The sequence below is a fragment of the Microbacterium sp. zg.Y909 genome (assembly GCF_024626565.1).
In genome coordinates this window covers 1-18,277 of record NZ_JANJFJ010000056.1, presented here as the reverse complement: position 1 = coordinate 18,277, position 18,277 = coordinate 1, and the positions used below count along the sequence as shown (strand labels likewise).

General features: G+C 71.1%; 21 protein-coding genes. 10 read left to right on the top strand and 11 right to left on the bottom strand.

The annotated features are described in order from the left end of the window. The first annotated feature begins 118 nt into the window (after nt 1-118). Nucleotides 119-1,552 carry an MFS transporter gene (locus NQ160_RS06465; RefSeq protein ID WP_257514405.1) on the top strand — a complete coding sequence of 478 codons (1,434 nt, stop codon included), beginning with the start codon at nt 119-121 and terminating at the stop codon, nt 1,550-1,552. Between the two features lie 73 nt (nt 1,553-1,625). Then, nucleotides 1,626-2,426 (top strand): tyrosine-protein phosphatase, encoded by an 801-nt coding sequence (locus NQ160_RS06460; protein ID WP_257514404.1) that lies wholly within the window; start codon nt 1,626-1,628, stop codon nt 2,424-2,426. 6 nt (nt 2,427-2,432) lie between these two features. On the opposite strand, the gene NQ160_RS06455 is transcribed toward NQ160_RS06460, so the two are convergent. From NQ160_RS06455 to NQ160_RS06430, 6 genes are all read right to left on the bottom strand, one after another. Continuing rightward, on the bottom strand, nt 2,433-2,732 hold the full coding sequence (locus NQ160_RS06455; protein WP_257514403.1) for a Dabb family protein: 300 nt from the start codon (nt 2,730-2,732) through the stop codon (nt 2,433-2,435). Then, complete coding sequence (locus NQ160_RS06450; RefSeq protein ID WP_257514402.1) at nt 2,729-2,986, bottom strand: glutaredoxin family protein; 258 nt, start codon at nt 2,984-2,986, stop codon at nt 2,729-2,731. The genes NQ160_RS06455 and NQ160_RS06450 overlap by 4 nt, the downstream gene beginning before the upstream one ends. 1 nt (nt 2,987) lies before the next feature. Continuing rightward, nucleotides 2,988-3,281, bottom strand: a complete 294-nt coding sequence (locus tag NQ160_RS06445) for a rhodanese-like domain-containing protein (RefSeq protein WP_257514401.1) — start codon at nt 3,279-3,281, stop codon at nt 2,988-2,990. Nucleotides 3,282-3,352: 71 nt separating this feature from the next. Further along, a complete protein-coding gene (locus NQ160_RS06440) occupies nt 3,353-3,451 on the bottom strand; it encodes a 30S ribosomal protein bS22 (RefSeq protein WP_003792170.1) in 99 nt (32 codons plus the stop codon). Nucleotides 3,452-3,534: 83 nt separating this feature from the next. Then, nucleotides 3,535-3,726: a helix-turn-helix domain-containing protein gene (locus tag NQ160_RS06435; RefSeq protein ID WP_257514400.1), complete on the bottom strand. Its 192-nt coding sequence runs from the start codon at nt 3,724-3,726 to the stop codon at nt 3,535-3,537. Nucleotides 3,727-3,862: 136 nt separating this feature from the next. Next, nucleotides 3,863-4,264, bottom strand: coding sequence for an ArsR/SmtB family transcription factor (locus tag NQ160_RS06430; RefSeq protein WP_257514399.1), 402 nt, complete (start codon nt 4,262-4,264; stop codon nt 3,863-3,865). Nucleotides 4,265-4,382: 118 nt separating this feature from the next. Here NQ160_RS06430 and NQ160_RS06425 point away from each other — a divergent pair, with 118 nt between their 5' ends. Then, nucleotides 4,383-5,774 (top strand): TrkH family potassium uptake protein, encoded by a 1,392-nt coding sequence (locus NQ160_RS06425; RefSeq protein ID WP_257514408.1) that lies wholly within the window; start codon nt 4,383-4,385, stop codon nt 5,772-5,774. Beyond that, nucleotides 5,767-6,438, top strand: coding sequence for a potassium channel family protein (locus NQ160_RS06420; RefSeq protein WP_257514398.1), 672 nt, complete (start codon nt 5,767-5,769; stop codon nt 6,436-6,438). The genes NQ160_RS06425 and NQ160_RS06420 overlap by 8 nt, the downstream gene beginning before the upstream one ends. A gap of 18 nt (nt 6,439-6,456) precedes the next feature. Here NQ160_RS06420 and proC read toward each other — a convergent pair whose 3' ends face one another. Then, entirely contained in the window at nt 6,457-7,290 is an 834-nt protein-coding gene (gene proC / locus NQ160_RS06415) for a pyrroline-5-carboxylate reductase (protein ID WP_257514397.1), read from the bottom strand. A gap of 146 nt (nt 7,291-7,436) precedes the next feature. On the opposite strand from proC, the gene NQ160_RS06410 reads away from it, so the two are divergent. Next, complete coding sequence (locus tag NQ160_RS06410) at nt 7,437-8,552, top strand: alpha/beta fold hydrolase (protein WP_257514407.1); 1,116 nt, start codon at nt 7,437-7,439, stop codon at nt 8,550-8,552. A 69-nt stretch (nt 8,553-8,621) separates the two neighbouring features. Here the strand turns inward: NQ160_RS06410 and NQ160_RS06405 are convergent, their stop codons facing one another. Further along, entirely contained in the window at nt 8,622-9,059 is a 438-nt protein-coding gene (locus NQ160_RS06405) for a nucleoside deaminase (RefSeq protein WP_257514406.1), read from the bottom strand. Between the two features lie 137 nt (nt 9,060-9,196). Here NQ160_RS06405 and NQ160_RS06400 point away from each other — a divergent pair, with 137 nt between their 5' ends. Genes NQ160_RS06400 through upp form a run of 5 tightly spaced genes read left to right on the top strand, consistent with a single transcriptional unit; the run spans nt 9,197 to nt 13,296 of the window. Further along, nucleotides 9,197-9,535, top strand: a complete 339-nt coding sequence (locus tag NQ160_RS06400) for a hypothetical protein (protein ID WP_257514396.1) — start codon at nt 9,197-9,199, stop codon at nt 9,533-9,535. Continuing rightward, complete coding sequence (locus tag NQ160_RS06395) at nt 9,532-10,887, top strand: putative T7SS-secreted protein (protein ID WP_257514395.1); 1,356 nt, start codon at nt 9,532-9,534, stop codon at nt 10,885-10,887. Before NQ160_RS06400 ends, NQ160_RS06395 begins: the two co-directional genes overlap by 4 nt. Next, nucleotides 10,887-11,543, top strand: coding sequence for a hypothetical protein (locus tag NQ160_RS06390; protein WP_257514394.1), 657 nt, complete (start codon nt 10,887-10,889; stop codon nt 11,541-11,543). Before NQ160_RS06395 ends, NQ160_RS06390 begins: the two co-directional genes overlap by 1 nt. 22 nt (nt 11,544-11,565) lie before the next feature. Beyond that, on the top strand, nt 11,566-12,654 hold the full coding sequence (locus NQ160_RS06385) for a hypothetical protein (RefSeq protein WP_257514393.1): 1,089 nt from the start codon (nt 11,566-11,568) through the stop codon (nt 12,652-12,654). Nucleotides 12,655-12,663: 9 nt separating this feature from the next. Next, nucleotides 12,664-13,296, top strand: a complete 633-nt coding sequence (upp, locus tag NQ160_RS06380; RefSeq protein WP_257514392.1) for a uracil phosphoribosyltransferase — start codon at nt 12,664-12,666, stop codon at nt 13,294-13,296. Nucleotides 13,297-13,707: 411 nt separating this feature from the next. On the opposite strand, the gene NQ160_RS06375 is transcribed toward upp, so the two are convergent. The 3 genes from NQ160_RS06375 to NQ160_RS06365 form a co-directional block, all read right to left on the bottom strand. Beyond that, nucleotides 13,708-17,247: a TM0106 family RecB-like putative nuclease gene (locus NQ160_RS06375; RefSeq protein ID WP_257514391.1), complete on the bottom strand. Its 3,540-nt coding sequence runs from the start codon at nt 17,245-17,247 to the stop codon at nt 13,708-13,710. Nucleotides 17,248-17,315: 68 nt separating this feature from the next. Beyond that, nucleotides 17,316-17,618: a winged helix-turn-helix domain-containing protein gene (locus tag NQ160_RS06370; protein ID WP_257514390.1), complete on the bottom strand. Its 303-nt coding sequence runs from the start codon at nt 17,616-17,618 to the stop codon at nt 17,316-17,318. Next, on the bottom strand, nt 17,618-18,277 hold a 660-nt coding region (locus NQ160_RS06365), incomplete at its 5' end, for a hypothetical protein (RefSeq protein WP_257514389.1). The genes NQ160_RS06370 and NQ160_RS06365, both read right to left, overlap by 1 nt.

Below are 18,277 nucleotides of genomic sequence, written 5' to 3'. Positions count from 1 at the left end.
GCGGAGGGTAAACTGGGGGTTCGCTCGCCCCCTGCGCGAGGTGGTCGCACGGCTCTCGCCTGCGGTCCGAGGCTCGAAACCTCCGGCATCTCTCACCCAGACCTCCGGAGGTTTTTCCATGTCTTCATCCATGTCCGGGCGCACCCGCTGGTGGGCTCTGGCGGTACTGTCGATGACCCAGCTCGTGGTCGTGCTGGACGGCACCATCGTCAACATCGCGCTGCCCCAGGCGCAGGCGGCTCTCGACCTCACCGACAGCGCCCGCCAGTGGGTCGTCACCGCGTACGCCCTCGCCTTCGGGGCGCTGCTGCTGCTCGGTGGCCGCGTCGCCGACTATTGGGGCCGCAAGCGCACCTACATGGTGGGCATGGTGGGTTTCGGCATCGCGTCGCTCTGGGGCGGTCTCGCGCAGACGGGCACCGAGCTGATCCTCGCGCGCGGGCTGCAGGGCGTCTTCGCCGCTCTCCTCGCCCCCGCCGCCCTGGCGCTGCTGACTGTCACGTTCCCGTCAGGCCGCGAACGCAACACCGCCTTCGCCGTGTTCGGCACCGTGGCCGGTGCGGGCGCCGCGGTGGGGCTGGCTCTGGGCGGGGTGCTGACGGAGTTCTTCAGCTGGCGGTGGTGCCTGCTGGTGAACCTGGTGTTCGTTGTGATCGGCATCGTCGGCGCGCTGCTGTTCCTGCGCGAGTCCAGGGCCGAAGGCGACAACCGCTACGACGTGTGGGGCGCGGTGACGGTGACCCTGGGCCTCGGGGCGCTCGTCTACGGCTTCAGCCTCGCGGAGTTCGGGTGGGGCAATGTGTCGACCATCGCGTTCCTCGCCGCCGGTGTGGTGCTTCTGGGGCTATTCGTGTGGATCGAGACGCGCGTGCGCAACCCGCTGCTGCCCCTGCACGTCGTCACCGACCGCGTGCGCGCTGGAGCGTTCCTCATCCAGGCAGTCGCCGGCAGCGTCATGATCGGTGCGACGCTGTACCTGACCTTCCACCTGCAGATCGTGCTGGGCATGTCGGCTCTGGCGGCGGGTCTGGCGAGCCTCCCGCTGCCGCTGGCAACCATGCTGACGGCGCCGATCGTCGCCACGTTGCTGGGCCGCATCGGGCCGCGCCCGCTCATGATCACCGGCCCCCTCGTGGTGGCGGCGAGCCTGCTGCTGCTCTCGCGCATCACCGGCGGCGCCTATGCCGTGGAGGTGCTGCCCGCTCTGATCGTGATGGGCTTCGGCATGGCGTTCATCTTCGTGCCGCTGCAGAACCTCGCCCTCGCCGGAGTCCCGGCCCACGACGCCGGCGTCGCCTCGGCGACCGCGAACTCGGCGATGCAGATCGGCGGCTCGATCGGACTGTCGGTCTTCACCGCGGTGTACGCCGCCGTGGTGGGCCCGCACGGCTCCGGCATCCCGGCCACCAGCGCCCTCGTCGACGGCTACAGCGCGACGTTCGTCGCCGCCGCCGTCGGGATGGCCGTCGCCGCCGTCATCGCGATCGTCTTCGTGCGCAACCGCCGCCCGGACCTGGTGCCCGTCGAGGGGACGGCGACCGCGCGCGACTGAGCCGCAAGGGTCGGGCCGCTCCGTCATGGGTGCGGCCCGACCCGGCGCCCGACGGCGCCAGTAGGATCGCCGCATGACCCAGACCCTCGACGGCACAGTCAACTTCCGCGATGTGGGCGGCATGCCGTTGACGACAGGCGGCTCCACCGCGCCGGACGTGCTGTTCCGCTCCGACGCGCTGAGCGGTCTCACTTCTGACGGGCTCGAGCAGCTCGCCGGCAGCGACATCGAGGTGCTCGTCGACTTCCGCACGCAGTTCGAGCAGCAGATGGCTCCGAACCGGCTGCCCGCCAGCCGGTCGTTCCGAACCGTCCAATTGCCGCTGCTGGAGGGCGCCCTCACGGGACTCGCCCAGCAGGCGATGCAGATGGGTCGGCAGTCGGGAGACCCGGATGCCGCGGCGCAGGCGATCGCCGACGCGCTGGAGCACCTGCCCACCCTGGATGAGGTCTACGTCAGCATGCTCGAGCACGGCGCGACGGCCTTCGCGGAGGCCGCACGCGCGGTCGCCGCGCCGACGGACCGCGCGCAGGGCGTCCTGATGCACTGCACGGCGGGCAAGGACCGCACCGGCGTCGCCGTCGCCCTCATTCTCGACGCCGTCGGGGTGCAGCGAGACGCGATCGTCGCCGACTACACCCTGTCCGAGCAGAGCCTGGCCGGGGCGTGGGCGGATCGCATGTTCGCCACGGTGACGAGCATGGGCGTTCCGCTGACGCCTGCGCTGACGGCACTGATCGCGGGCGCGCCGGCATCGGCCATCCAAGCCGCACTGGCCTGGGTCGACGGGCACGGCGGGTCGGCCGCGTACCTGCGCTCAGGCGGCTTCGGCGACGATGAGCTCGCCGGACTCACGGCCCGGCTGCACGGCTGAAGTCGCTCAGACCTCGAAGTCCACCGCGACGCGGTCGGAGCGGATGCCGCCGATGAAAGCGGCGACCTCCTCGTGCGCGGGGTGCACCTGGTAGGCGTCGAGTCCCGCAGCGTCGTCGAAGTCCGCCACCAGCACGAGCTCCCAGTTGCCGGGTAGATCCAGCGCGTTCGCCCCGGCGCTCATCGCCCGCAGCGACGGGACGACGCCCACGAGCGCGGTGAGCCGGCGCGCCGCCTCGGCGGCTTGGACCGCGCGGACGGCGGGGTCGGTGTCGGCGAGCTTGAACGCCACGACGTGACGGATCATCTGGAGACCTCCTCGGTCAACGCGGCGCGCAGTCGTTCCGGGGAGACGCGCCAATGGGCGTGCAGACGGTCATCGACCAGCACGACCGGGATCTTCTCCCACCACAGCTCGTGCAGGGCGGGGTCGTCGAGGATCGAGTGCTCCTGCACGTCGACATCCCCTTCGGGAAACTCCGCGACGACCGTCTCGATGACCTCGCGGGCGACGTCGCAGAGGTGGCATCCCGGTTTCGTGAGCAGCGTGACGGTGGTCACGTCAACGCTCGACGGGAAAGCCCGCCACGATCCACTCGCCGGTGCCGCCCTCGACGTTGGTGGCGTCGTAGCCGCGCTGGGTGAGCGCGGAAACCACCTGCGCCGAACGGCCGCCGGCCTGGCAGATGACGTCGAAGGGCTCGTCCGGCAGACGGTCGAGCAGGCCGCCGAGCTGGGACATGGGCAGGTTCACCGCGCCCGGCACGTGGCCGGCAGCGAACTCGTCCTCTTCGCGCACGTCGATCAGCGGCGTCTCCTGCCGGTCGCGCAGCTGCTGGACGGTTATCGACTTCATGACGGTCCTTTCGAACACGAAGCGCCCCTGCGACGCGCAGAACGGTCGGGGGCGCTTGTGCGGGATGCCGCTTACTTCTTGTTGCGGCGCTGGTGGCGAGTCTTACGCAGCAGCTTGCGGTGCTTCTTCTTCGCCATGCGCTTGCGGCGCTTCTTGATGACTGAACCCACGGAAAACCTCGCTATGTCAGGGGTCTGGGTGCGGAGGTACCGAACCCGGGATCGGGCAAAAGTTGAAAATGCCTCGGATCAGTCTAGCCGACGTCGGCGATGGGCCGTTGCAGGGCGTCGAGCACGGCGCTTTCGGGTACGCGGTAGCTGCGGCCGAACCGCACAGCCGGCAGCTCCCCGGCGTGGACGAGGCGGTAGACCGTCATCTTGGAGACGCGCATCAGCTCGGCCACCTCGGCGACCGTCAAGAATCGCACGTCGGACAGTTCCACCATCGTTTCCCCCTCAGGCTGGACCCCCACACTCTAGGGCGCCGCTGGGACGGCTGTAAACGGTTGCGCCTGCTGTTGCCGTTGCGCACGATGCGCGGCTTTGAGCCCCGCTCCCGCACACCGACGGCCATGCCGCGGATCAGCGGCCGGGTATCTTGCTGAACACGCTGGCGAACGCGTGCCGGGCAGAGGCCGCCGCTCGTCCGACTGCGTCGGCTGCCTGAGCAGCGGAGTCGTTGAGCACGGGCGCCTCGTCCGTCTCCTCTTCGAGCAGGAACGGCATGAGCCAGTCGTCGACGGCGTCCAGCGGAGCGGTCGACAGGCTGTAGTAGCGGTGCTGTCCCTCTTCGCGCACCGACACGAGCCCCGCCTCGCGCAGCACCTTGAGGTGCTTCGACACGGTGGGCTGGCTGACTCCGAGGTCCTGCACGATGCGTGAGACGCTCGTGCCGCCTCGCTCCCCGTTCGCCGAGCGCGAGAGCAGCAGTTGCAGGATGTCGCGACGGGTGCCGTCGGCGATCACGTCGAAGATATCCGCCATGAAGCTAGGTTAGCCGCGGGTCTCGGGGAGTACCATGACACGGATCCGAGAGCGAGGAGGGCGCCGCATGGCGCGGCACGACGTCGGCGGCCCTTCGCGGCTCCGCACCCTCGCAGGAATGCGGTGGCTGCGCGATGAGATTCGCGACCTCACCACCTCCTCGCCGGCACGGTTCGCCGTGCTGATCTTCGCCGTCCTCATCCTCATCTTCACCGCCCTGTTCTCCTTGCCCGCCGCAGCGGCGGATGGAAGGCGCACCGCGCTCGCCGATGCGCTGTTCACCGCGGTCTCCACCATCTGCGTGACGGGACTGTCCACGGTGGACATGGCGACGCACTGGTCGCCGCTGGGCCACGTGATCACCTACATCGGAGTGAACGTCGGCGCCCTCGGCGTGCTGACGCTGGCATCGATCCTGGGACTCGTGATCTCGAAGCGGCTGGGCCTACGCGCCAAGCTCATCGCCGCCGGCGATTCGAACCCGCTGCGGGCCCACGGCGGGCCGGTCAACGAGGGACAGACGGTGCGACTTGGCGAAGTCGGTCAGCTGCTGAGGACCGTCGCCCTGTCGACCTTGATCATCGAAGCGGGCCTCAGCATTTTGCTCTACCCGGCGTTGATCGCCGCGGGCATCGATCCGCTCACCGCGCTGTGGGAGGCGCCCTACTACGCGGCGATGTCCTTCACCAACACCGGCTTCGTGCCCAATCCCGAGGGCCTGACGCCCTTCGCCAACGACTATTTCCTGCTCTCGGTGCTCATGGCGGGGGTCTTCCTCGGATCGATCGGCTTCCCGGTCATCTTCACGCTGTGGCGCCACACGTGGCACGTCCGTCGCTGGTCGCTGCACACCAAGCTCACGCTCATCACGACCACGGCCCTCTTCTTCGCCGGCGCCGTCGTGTTCGTGATCCTGGAGTATCTCAACCCGAAGACGTTCGGGGCGATGGATGCCTGGGACACGGCCTTCCAGTCGCTCTTCCTCTCGGCGATGACCCGCTCCGGCGGGTTTTCGCTGATCGACATCGGCGAGCTCAACGGCTCATCGCTCATTGCAGGCTCGATGCTGATGTTCGTGGGCGGCGGCTCCGCCTCCACCGCCGGCGGCATCAAGGTCACCACGCTGGCGGTGCTCGCCCTCGCCGTGTGGTCCGAGGCCCAAGGGCGGCAGCAGGTCGAGGCGTTCGGGCGGCGCATCCCCAGCGACGTGCAGCGGGTGGCGCTGTCGGTCGTGGCGTGGGGCGCGACGATCGTGGCGCTGTCGACCATCGTCATCACCCAGATCACGAAGGCGCCGGTCGAGCTGGTGCTCTTCGACGTCATCTCGGGGTTCGCCACCGTGGGGCTGTCGACCGGTCTCACCGCGGAGCTTCCGGACTCGGCGTCGTACGTCCTGGCGGCCACGATGTTCATGGGCCGCATTGGTACAGTGACTCTCGCCGCGGCGGTCGCCGCGACGGCGCGTTCACAGCTGTACTCGATGCCCGTGGAAAGGCCGATCGTTGGTTGAGCAGATCCGGGGCGACGCCCCCGTCCTCGTCATCGGCCTCGGCCGATTCGGCGCCGCGTGCGCGGGAGAGCTCGATCGCCTGGACCGCGAGGTCCTCGCGATCGACGCGAACCTCGAGCTCGTGCAGAAGTGGTCCGAGCGGGTCACCCACACCGTGCAGGCCGACGCCCGCAACATCGACGCGCTGAAGCAGGTCGGCGCGCAGGACTTCCAGGTGGCCATCGTGGCGACGGGCTCGTCGATCGAGGCATCCGTGCTGATCACCGCGAACCTCGTCGATCTGAAGGTCCCGCAGATCTGGGCCAAGGCCGTATCGCAGTCCCACGGCAAGATCCTCGCCCGCGTCGGCGCGAACCACGTGGTCTATCCCGAGCGCGAGGCCGGCGAGCGCACGGCTCACCTCGTCAGCGGCCGCATGCTCGACTTCATCCGCTTCGACGACGACTTCGCGCTCGCCAAGATGTACCCGCCGAAATTCATCCGGGGCGTTGGCCTGAACGAGTCGGGCGTGCGGACGAAGTACCGCGTGACCGTGGTCGGGGTGAAGAGTCCCGGAAAGCCGTTCCGCTACGCCGAGGCCAACACGGTCGTCACGAACCACGACCTCATCATCGTCTCGGGGACGAACTCCGACATCGAGCGCTTCGCCTCCCTCGCCCGCTGAGCGGGCCTGCGTCGACGGCTAGGATCCGGCGGCGAGCTCCCGGGCGCGGGCCAGGGCGGCATCGGTCGCCTCGGCGAAGAGCGCGGCCAGCCCCGCGCCCTGCAGCACGGCGACCGCCCGCTCCGTCGTTCCCTTCGGACTGGTGACCTGCCGCCGCAGCTCCGCCGGGTCCTCGCCGGACGCCTCGAGCAGGGCCGTGGCGCCGATGAAGGTCTGCTCGGCCATGAGCCGCGCCGACGCCTCGTCGAAGCCCTTGCCCTGGGCCGCCCGGGTGAGCTCTTCGATGAGCAGGAAGACGTACGCGGGCCCCGAGCCCGAGATCGTCGAGAGCGGGTCGATCTGCTCCTCGGGCACTTCGATGACGACGCCGACGGTCTCGAAGAGCCGGCGCACCACCTCGACCTCGGCGGGTCCGGCACTCGTGCCGGCCGCGAGCCCGGTGACGGCTTTGCCGACGAGAGCCGGGGTGTTGGGCATGGAGCGCAGCACCGGCATCCCCTCCCCCAGGATCGACTCGAAGGTCGCAAGGGTCACCCCGGCCGCGAGGCTCACCACGATGGTGCCGGGCCGCAGGTGCGGGGCGACCTCGCGCAGCAGGTCGGGGACCATTGCGGGCTTGACGCCGATGAGCACGATATCGGCGGATGCCGCGGCCTCGGCGTTGCCGTGCGGCGCCTGTTCGAGGGCCACGCTCGTCACGCCGGGGAGGCCCTCGAGGGCAGCGGCTTTCGCTCCCGTGCGGTTGGTCACCGTGACGATGGGGGCGAGCCCCGAGCGCACGAGACCGTGCAGCACGGCGCCGCCCATGGAACCGGCACCGAGGATCGCGATCGGAGGCAGCGCAGTGGTCATCACCCCATCTTTCCAGACCCCGTGTCGACCACACCGTGACGCCGCCAGCCCCGTCGGCGGACGACCGCGGCGCGGCTATAGTGACGAAGACGGGCGCGGCCCCGCAGGCCGCTGCCACCGAGCAGACGAAGGACGCAGGACGCACCATGCAGACCCTCCTCGACGGCATCTCGGCGCGGCTCATCGAGACGCCGCGGCTGTCCGTCAACATTCTCGAACGCACCGGCGACAGCCCCGACACACCGGCCGACCGCACCATCGTGTTCGTGCACGGCAACGTGGCATCCAGCCTGTTCTGGCAGGAGATCATGCAGGACCTCCCGCGCGAGCTGCGGCCCATCGCCGTGGACCTGCGCGGCTTCGGCGGCACCGACCACGCGCCCGTCGACGCGACCCGGGGCGTGCGGGACTTCAGCGACGACCTGCACGCCACGCTCGAAGCCCTGGGGCTCGGACCGGCCCACCTGGTCGGCTGGTCGCTCGGCGCAGGGGTGGTCATGCAGTACGCGCTGGACCACCCCGCGCTCTCGCTGACGCTGGAGGCGCCGATCTCGCCCTACGGCTTCGGCGGCACGCGCCGTGACGGGAGCCGGCTGACCGACGACGACGCGGGGTGCGGCGCGGGCGCCGCCAACCCCGACTTCGTGCAGCGTCTGAACGACCGCGACAGCAGCGACGAGGCATCGACCTCGCCGCGCAATGTCTTCCGGGCGTCGTACGTCGCCCCCGGCTACCGCACCACGCACGAGGATCTCTGGGTCGAGTCGATGCTGACCACCTCCACCGCGTCGGGGAACTACCCGGGCGACAGCGCGCACAGCGACAACTGGCCGGGCTTCGCTCCCGGAACGACGGGGGTGCTCAACGCCTTGGCCCCGCGCTACTTCGACGTCTCCGGCATCATCGACCTCGACCGCAAGCCGCCGATCCTGTGGGTGCACGGCACCGCCGATGCGATCGTGTCGGATGCCTCGTTCGCGGACTACAACAACCTCGGGCAGCTCGGCATCGTTCCGGGCTGGCCCGGCGCCGACGTCGCCCCGCCGCAGGAGATGGTGACCCAGACCCGTGACGTGCTCGGCGCGTACGCCGATGCAGGAGGCGATGTCGTCGAGGTCGCCCTCGAAGGAGTGGGCCACAGTCCTCACCTCGAGCGTCCGGCGGAGTTCCGCCAGGCACTGCTGGCCGCGATCGGATACATCGGTCGGCGTGCCGACCCCGCCCCGCCCACCGAGGCGATCGTCATCGCCTCGTCGGACTGACCCTCCCCGCAGTGCCGAGTGAGTATTCGCGGTACCGAGTGAGTATTCGCGGCCGGGATCAGCGCTGGATCAAGGCTCGCGACGCGCGTTGAAAAAGGCTCGCAGCAAGGCGGATGCCTCGTGCTCACGCACGCCGGCCACCACCTCCGCCCGGTGCGGCAGCCGCCGGTCGCGGACGACGTCGTACATCGAACCGGCCGCCCCCGCTTTGTCGTCCCATGCGCCGAACACCAGCCGGTCCAGGTGCGACTGGACAATGGCGCCCGCGCACATCAGACACGGCTCCAGCGTTACCACCAGCGTGCAGCGCGACAGGTTCCACGCGCCGAGCGACGCCGCCGCGGCCCGCAGGGCGACGACCTCGGCATGTGCGAACGGGTCGAGCGTGGCCTCACGCAGGTTGCGTCCCTCGCCGATGATGTTGCCGGCGGCATCCGTCACGACCGCCCCGACCGGGATGTCGCCGTGCTCGGCGGCCTCGGCGGCCAGAGCGAGGGCGCGATCCATCGCCGCCAGGTCGGTGGCTCGGGCAGGCAGGTTCACACGCAACAGGCTATTGCCCGGCCCGCGCAGACTGGGGACTTCTCCCCATCGGCTCACCACCGGCCGCCGCCCTAGACTCGCTCACGGCGGGAGGGGAGCGGATGCCGGATCTGAAGATCGACCTCGAACAGGTGCGAGCGGTGGGAACAGACCTCGGGCGCATAGCCCGGGAATTCGAATCGGCCAACGTGCGCAGCGACCGCATCGCCGAGGCGACAGGACACGACGGCCTCGCCGACGCGGTGCGCTCCTTCGCGCATTCCTGGGACGACACCCGCGAGGACATGCTCGAATCGGTCCGCGGGCTCGGGGAAGCCACCACCGCCATCGCCGATGTCTTCGCCGAGACCGACGTCGAACTGGCGTCGGCCATCGAGGACGCGGCAGCGGCGACGCCCGCCACGCCGCTCACCCCCGCGCTTGCGGGAGGGCCGGCATGAGACCCCGCGACTGGTCGCCCGTAGGCCTCGGTGAGGACCCGGTACCGGGCGACCCCGCGTACGTCCGCTACGGGGGCGAGCAGTACCTCGACGTCGCACGCGCGATCGACCGCACCGTGCAGGGCCTTCGCTCCCTGCAGCTGGACGGCACCGAATCGCAGGCTGTCTCCGCCCTCGCCGACTCGGCCCGCACCGTCTCCGATGACATCGCCAAGGCCGAGGCGCGCTACCGCGCGACGGGCAACGCCCTCATCGCCTACGCAGGCGCGCTCGAGCAGGCGCAGTCACAAGCGGACCAAGCGCTCGCGCGCGCTGATGTCGCGCAGTCGGAGGCCGACGCCGCGAGGGGCGACCGCAGCCGTTACCTGCGGCTGGCCGACGCGGCGGAGGACCAGCAGGAGGCGCTGCGTTACACGCGGCTCGCGGAGGGTCAAGGCGCGGAAGGTGAAGGCGCGCGGGCGCGCATCGCCGGCGCCCGCGACGACGTGCTGGACGCGCGACGGTTCCGCGACGCCGCAGCGCAGGAGGCCCGCGACCGGATCGAGGACACCACCAGCGGGGATGGTCTCAAAGACTCGTGGTGGGACAACTGGGGAGCCGACATGCTCGCCGTCATCACCGACGTCGCCGGCTGGGTCTCGGCCGTGGCCGGCATCCTCGCACTGGCCGTGTCGTGGATCCCCGTCGTCGGCCAGGCCCTCGCCGCCGCCCTGCTGCTCGTGGCCGGCATCGCGGCGGTCGTCAATGCGATCGGCAACATCGTGCTGGCATCCACCGGGGAGCGGGGCTGGGGCGAGGCGGTCGTCAGCATCATCGGCGCGGCCCTGTCTGTGGTGGGACTGGGGGCTGCGGCGCGGCTGCTGGGCAACCTGGCATCGGCCAACCGCATCAACGCCGCCGCTCGGCTGCAGCCCGGTTTCGTCGGCGCCGACAACCTGCTCACCGTACGCGACGCCATGCGACTGCGCCCGTCGGCGATGTCGGAGTCGGAGCGGCTGTGGCGCGCGCCCCTGCCCACCCCGTCGGTCGGCGACGACGTCTACCGCGTCTATGGACGACCGCCGGGTGTGGCGTTCGACGACGCCGCGCACGCGTGGGGGGCATCGTACTCACCCACGCCCCCCTGGCAGTTCACGCACGTGCGTGAATCGCTCGGGCTCCCCTCGGTCAACGCCGCCGACAACCTGCTCATCGCCCGCGTCACCGACCCCGACGCCAACCGGCTCGTGCGCCACGCTCTTCCCCTCGACGGCAACCCCGGCGGCGCAGCCGAGTACATCTTCCCCGGACGCTTCGGCGACCCCGGCAAGGGCGTCGACATCGTCGACAACCTCGTCTTCACGGTGCGCTGATGCGCGTTCGCGATCTGCCGTTCCCGTTCTCGGTGACGACGTTCGACGATCCGCAGCACCCCGGTGGACTCGTCGTGGCCACGACCGCTCCCCTCGGGGGCGATCCCGCGTTCCATGCGTTCGCGGCGTTCCCGGACGGACGATTCGCGTGGTTGGCGAGCACGGCGACGTGGGGCAGAGACGACCACCCGTGGGCGCTGGTGCGGCGCTTCCACATCGATGGCGATGCCACGGCCGACCGGCCCGACGGCTCGCGCGACCCCCGACTCAGCGGCGGCGGAGAGCTCACCGTCACGGACGACCTCGAAGCCGGACGGCGCATGCTCGCCCCGGGGCGCACGCCGTCGCGGCCTGCCCGCACGCGCGCGACCGCGTGGGCTGGCATCACACCGGGCTCCCCCGGCGATGCGATGAGCGTGATGGTTCAGGACGGCGTCGGCCACGGCGACCCGGCGACCGTCACGGTGCTGTCCGGCGGCGGGGTGCCGTCGGGGCTCGCACTGCAGGTCGATCCGCAGCTGGCGGCGCGGCTGCGCGAAGGGGCCGCTCCCGTGACGACCGCCACCGCCCTGCCCACGGCCGGGGTGCCGGCTCGGGTGCTGCGCAGCATCCCCGCGCAGCTCACCCTCGTCGCCGAACCGCCCTCGGTAGGCTGAGCGCGACCATGAGGAGGATGCCGTGAGCGACGAGCAGCCGGAGACCATGCCGATCGCCGCAGCCGACGACGTCGGATCCGAGCGGCTAGCCCAGGCTCTCGCGGCCGTCGACGTCGCCGGCATCGGCCGCGCACTGCGCGCGGACTATGTCGTCGTGCCGCTCACACGCGGCCCCGACGGCCAGACGCAGACCCGTGTCATCGCGGCATCCGACCCCGAGGGAGAGCGCAAGTGGGAACTGCACCTGTTCTCGTCGACGCGGACGTATGCCGCGTTCCTCGGCGACGCCTCCGAGCGGGAGTTCGCCCTGCAGGCCGGCACAGCGCTGCTTCCGCTGCTCGACGCCTACCTGCCGCTGCTGCGGCGCGTCGTGTTCGATGCCGCAGGACCCCACCCGGTGCAGGCCACACCCGAGGACGTCCGGGCGTCGCTGGAACCTCGTCCCGACGACGACGAGGTCCAGTGGATAACAGGCGAGGCGACCGAGCATGGCCTGCGCCCCGGTGAGACCGTCACCGGCTTCGACTTGTTCCTCGGCGAGGGCTGGGCGCAGATCGACCTCACCGCCCCGGAGCACATCCAGCGCGACGTCGGCGGACTCGTCACGGCGCAGCTGCAGGGCTTGCCGTCGGCGCCCGTGCTGCGGGGGCAGATCACCGCCTGGCTCCAGCAGACGGCGAGGACGGCGGCGGCCGGAGGCGGCCGACTGCTCGCCTTCTTGACCCGCCGCACCCACGACGCGGCGGCGGCGCTGTCTGTCACGCAGTACTGGCAGCCGCTGGGACCTTCGACGGCGCAGGAGCACCTGGATGCCGTGGGCGCGCGTCTGCAGGCTGGCCTGGGCGAGCACGACCAGCTGCACGCAGCGGAGACGGCCGGCACGCACTTCCTGCGACACACCACACGGCGCATGGGCCCTGCCGAACTCGCCGGGCGGCCGCTGGGCGTCGTTGACTACTGGCTCGCCTTCCCCGACGGCCGCGGGTTGTGCCTCGTGAGCTTCTCGACCCCGCACATCGAGCAGCTCGAGCAGGTGCGTCTGCTGGCCGACAACATCATCCTGAACGCCGCCTGGGCGGTGGCGCCGGTGCCGACGGAGCCCACCGCGTAGGCTGGTCCCATGCGTGTCCATGTGGCCAACCACCCCCTCATCACTCACAAGCTCACGGTGTTGCGCGATGAGCGCACACCGTCGCCGATGTTCCGGCAGTTGGTGGAAGAACTCGTCACCCTGCTCGCCTACGAGGCGACCCGCAACGTGCACGTCGAGCCCGTCTCCATCCGCACGCCTGTCACCGAGACGACCGGCGTGAAGCTCAGCGAGCCGCGCCCGCTCGTCGTGCCGATCCTGCGAGCCGGCCTCGGCATGCTCGAGGGCATGGTCAAGCTCATGCCGACGGCCGAGGTGGGCTTTCTCGGCATGCTGCGCGACGAGGTGACCCTGCAGCCCGCAACCTACGCCGAGCGTCTGCCCGACGACCTCAGCGATCGGCAGTGCTTCGTGCTGGACCCGATGCTCGCCACCGGTGGCTCGCTGGGCGCGGCGATCGACTTCCTCTTCGCCCGCGGCGCGCAGGATGTGACTGCCATCTGCATTCTCGGCGCCCCCGAGGGTGTCGCCGCCATCGAGCGGCAGGTCGGCGATCGCGACGTGACGCTGGTGCTGGGTGCCCTCGACGAGCGGCTCGACGAGAAGGGGTACATCGTGCCCGGACTCGGCGACGCCGGCGACCGCCTGTACGGCACCGTCTGACCGCTGCGCTTCGGGGCGCTGTTCTTCGCGCGCCCGCGGCGTGCGCCAACTCCCGGTGGGCGGTCGGCGGCTGCACGTGCCGTAACTCCTCAAACACCGCGCCGATTCCCGCGCCGCTGACCCAAAACTCCGCCGGGGAGCGATCCTTGAGGAGTTGGTGCGCGACACGGGCCGAGCCGTCGGGCGGCGCCGGCATCCGCTAGCACCGCGTTCTGCTGCTGGTGGCGGCGGCGGGTGCCGTAACTCCTCAAACCCGCACCGAATCCGGGCCCTGCTGGCGCGGAACACCGCGGGGACGCGATTCTTGAGGAGTTAGCGCGACGGCCAGGCCACACAGCGGCGCCGGAGCGGGCGCGGTGGGATGCGCCCCGCGGGTGCGCGGCAGCGCGCCGGCGCGCCGGCGCTGCCGGGTCAGGCCCCGACGAGCCGGGCGAACGCGCTCAGCCGCGCGACGCCCTCGGGCGTGCGGGGCAGGTCGTCGAGCACACCGGGCGCATAGACCACGTACGCGGCGTACTTCGCACGCGAGATCGCGACGTTCAGCCGGTTCTGCAGCAGCAGGAACTCGAGCCCTCGGGGCGCGTCCCGTCCACTGGATGCCGCCAGCGACATGATCGCGATCGCAGCCTCCTGCCCCTGGAACCGGTCGACGGTACCCACCGGCACTTCGGCGAAGCCGGCCGCGGCGAGCGCCTCTTCCACCACCACCTGCTGGGCGTTGTAGGGCGTCACGACGATGATGTCGCGCGCGGTGAGGGCGCGCGGCGGCGCACCTGCTCCGTCGGTCCACGACCGCCCGACCACATCGCGGACGATCCGCACGACCTCGGCCGCCTCCTCAGGCGACTGCGTGGCGTTGCCGTGGTGGCGCACGGCAACCGGATGCACGCCCGGCTCGACCCCGGTCACCAGGCGCTGCGCCGCCGACGGATGGGAGGCCAGCTCGCCGGCGTACGCCAGTTGCGACACCGGCTCGGCGACGGCAGGGTGCATGCGCCAGGTCTGCGCGAGGAAGTATCCGTGCGTCTCGTCGATCACCTCGGTACCGTCCATCACCCAGCCGAGCGCGGACGTGTCCACGGGTTCCGGATGGGTCCCCTGGCTCACCTGCGGCAGCTGCTGCGGGTCGCCCAGCAGCAGCAACCGGGTGGCTGCGACCGAGACGGCGATCGTGGATGCCAGCGAGAACTGACCCGCCTCGTCGATGACCAGCAGGTCGAGGCTGTGGCGCGGGACGCGGGTCGGGTGGCAGAAGTCCCATGCCGTCCCGCCGATGACGTAGCCCGCCGCCTGGTCGCCCGTGAAGGCTGCGACGCCGTTCTTCGCGATGACGGTGAAGGATTCCTCCCCGGTGGGCGCGTCCTTCAGCGCCTTGGCGACCTGAGCCTTCGGCACTCCCGCTGCCACCACCTTGTCGAGCATGTTCTCCACGACCGCGTGCGACTGGGCGACGACTCCGACCCGGAAGCCGCGCTCGGCAACGAGCCGGGCGATGACGTGGGACCCGACGTAGGTCTTTCCCGTTCCGGGAGGACCCTGCACGGCCAGGTAGCTGTGGTCGAGGTCCGCAATCGATGCGGTGATGTCCGAGACGCGGTCGCCCGTCCCCCGCGCGAGGGCGCCCGAGCGGGTGCGCGGCGGAAGCCGGCGGAGCAGATCGGTGGCAGGGTCCGCCGGCAGCGACGGATACGCGGCGATGACGGCATCCGCCCACTCGTCGATGGCCCCCTGCTGGCTGCCCGCTGCGGGCGGACCTTCCGGGGTCAGCGCGACGGGCAGCTCGGACCACATGAAGCCGTCGACCGGTGTCTCGCTGACCACGACGCCGTCGTCGAGCACCTCGACGATCTGGGCCGACCGTGCCGCGTGCAGGGCGCGCGGCCCTGCGTCGACCGGGAACGGTGCGGGCCGCTCGTAGATCACGAAGGGACGACCGCCCTCCTTGAGACGGGTGCCGGGGGCGAGTTCTCCGCGCAGCTCGACCAGCCGCCGGTCGACCCTGCCGCCCTCGGGCCGGTGCCAGTCCTGCACGACGCGGGAGCGCGCGGCGTCGAACACCACCACGTCGCGGCTGTCGGCCCACGTCGACACCGGCTCGCGCAGCCGCAAAAAGTGCGTGGCCCAGAACGTCTTGCGTTCGCGCGGGTAGTAGTCGATGGCCGCGGCCGCCAGCCGCAGCGCCTGCGCGTCGACCTCGGACTGGCCCTCGGCGAGCCGGCCGAGCGCCTCTGCGCGCGGCGACGGCTCGTAGCCGGCGTCGACAGGATCGGGCTCGACGGACGGGCGCATGCCGGCATCTTTGGCCCGCTCGACGAGCCAGTCACGCAGGCGCCGCGTCGAGACGCAGTCGTAGCGGTTGTAGTCGGCGAGGTCGGCGAGGATGGCTTCGGATGCCGCGGCGTCGCCGTCGGCGGCGTGGGCACGGGCCTGCACGTACTTCACGATGGAGTCGTCGCCGCGCTGCACGTCGCTGGTGCGCACCTCGCCGCCCATGTACAGCGGCTCCAGCTTCTTGATGGAGTAGGAACGGGACCCGACGCGCAGCGCGCGCCGCACGATCGGGTACAGGTCGACGAAGACGCCGTCGCGCAGGAGTCGGTCGACATCACCCTCCCGCACGCCGTAGCGCGCTGCCATCTGCAGCAGATGCGTCGGCTCGTAGGGGGCGTAGTGGTAGATGTGCATGCCGGGGCGCTCCTGGCGGCGCAGCGCGATGAGATCGAGGAACCGCTCGAACGCCACCCGCTCCTCGGCGAAGCTGTGCGCCCACAGCGCGCTGTACTGCTCGCGCACGTCGACCCAGCCGAACAGGTAGTCGATGCCCCAGGTCGTCGCGGGGCCTTCGGTGTACAGCGGGTCGCCTTCGAAGTCGAAGAACAGGTCGCCGGCGTCAGGCAGCGGCAGGGCGCCGAGCGCCTGTGGGAACACCACCTCGTAGGTGGGCACGGGGACGGGCACCTCTGCAACCTGGGCAACCTCCCCCTCGGCGACGGGGGTTTCCGCCGCCGCACTGACCGCAGCGGGCGCCGGAACGCCGGCCGGGCTGTCGAGCTGAAGTCGCGCCTGCGTGCGGAGCCCTGCGAAGGTGTCCCACGCCATGCGCGACGGGGCCTCGTGCGCGGCCGCGAGGTCGTCGATCGTCAGGATGCCGGCGGCACGCAGGCGGTCGCGCTGCACCGGGCGCATGCCCGCGACGAGCAGCAGGTCGCGCTGGGCGATGACCTCGAGGTCGCACGTCGCGCACCGGCCGCACGCGATGACGCCGAGCTCGCCCCGTGGGTCTCCCCATGCGATCGGGGAGCCGGCTGCCCCGGACGCGACGTCGCGGTCGGCGATCAGCGCCAGCAGCCGCGCTCGGCGCAGGCGGAAGGTCGGCAGGAGGTCCCTCACCGCGTGCCGCGAGGTCGTTCCGTCGCCGAGCAGCAGCTCGACGTGATCGGCGCGCGCGACGCCGAGTGCGTCGAGCTGCACGACGTACGCGGCCAGCTGCATGAGCGCCGTCACCCGCGCGTGCCGGGCGAGCTTGGTGTCCTGCACCACCCAGCCGCCGGTTTTTCCGGGGCCCGACGCGTCGCGCACCAGGAAGTCGGCGAAGCCCACGAAGTCGGATGTGGCGAAGGCTGCCTGGTAGATGACGGCGGCGTCGGACCGCAGCGCCGCCTGCGTTTGGGCCACCGCCTCCGCGAGCGCGGCGGCATCGGTCGACCGCGCCTCGGGGATCTCCACGACACGGCCTGGGTGGGCCGCCCGGTACTCGTCGAGGACGCGGTGCTCGTGGGCCATGCCCAGGCGCCCTGCGCGTTCGAGCGTGGGGTCGTCCGGGTCCTCGACCGCCGGCACGCGGCCGAGCTTGGCGTCGATGGCGCGCAGCCACGCGAACTCGCACTCCGCGGCCGCTTTCAGGTCGCTCGCGCTCCAGACGATTCGGGCTTCGTCCTCGATGTATCGCATGTTTCCCTTCCGCCTTCGACCCTAGCCGCGGGGTCTGACAGCGACCGTCGAGGGGACGGGAACACCCGTCAGGAACCGGAGTAGCCCCGCCCGATCTCCGCCAGCGCCGCAAGGTGCCGCTCGAAGGCGCGACGTCCTCTCAGCGTCGCGGCGACCCAGGTGCGCGGACGGCTGCCGAGGTGTCCTTTGCGCACGGCGACGTACCCGGCCTGCTCGAGCGCGGCGATCGCCTTGCTCAGCTGCGAGTCCGAGGTCTCCAGCGCGTCTCGCAGCGCACCGAAGTCGAGCTCCTCACGGCCGAGCGCCGCCATGAGCGACAGTCGGAGCGGTGTCTGGAAGGCGGCATCCAGTCCGTGACGGGGGTGCGGCATCAGCGGGCGGACTGTCCGGCGGCGCCGGGCCGCCACACTGCGACGGCCATGACGACCGCCGCCGCGACTCCCATCGGCACAGACGCGGCGACGCCGAACCACACCGTGTGGGCTATCAGCAGCAACGTCGCCGATTGAAGGGCGGCGACGACGGCGAAGGCTCCCCACTGCCACGGCCCCCACTGCGCGCCGGTGGGCGCAAGGCCCCAGGGCAGGCTTTCCGCCCACAAGGCGACCAGCAGCAGCAGAAACGCGACCAGCGCCGCAATCCCGGAGACGACGGGCCACGGCGACGCGATGATCGTCGCTGCCGAGAGCAACGCGATCACCGTGGTCGTCACGCGCGCTCCCGCGGTCAGCGGCGCACGCGACTCCTCGGCGGTCGCGGGCGCGGTGCGCCGCAGCACCGCGAGTGCGGGCGCTCCCTGCACGACCAGGATCAGCAGCGGAAGGCCGAGCCGCGCGTACAGCGGAAGATCGATGACCAGACCCATCGTGATCGAGGCGAAGACGATCACGACCGCCGCGGTCATGATCAGCCATTCGGTGCGGCCGGGGCGGAACCGGGCTCCCCGCCCCGCGACGGCGCCCTGCGCGAGGGCGGTGAACAGCAACAAGGGCATGAGAGCGAGCCCTGGAGAGAAGACCCCGTCGGACGG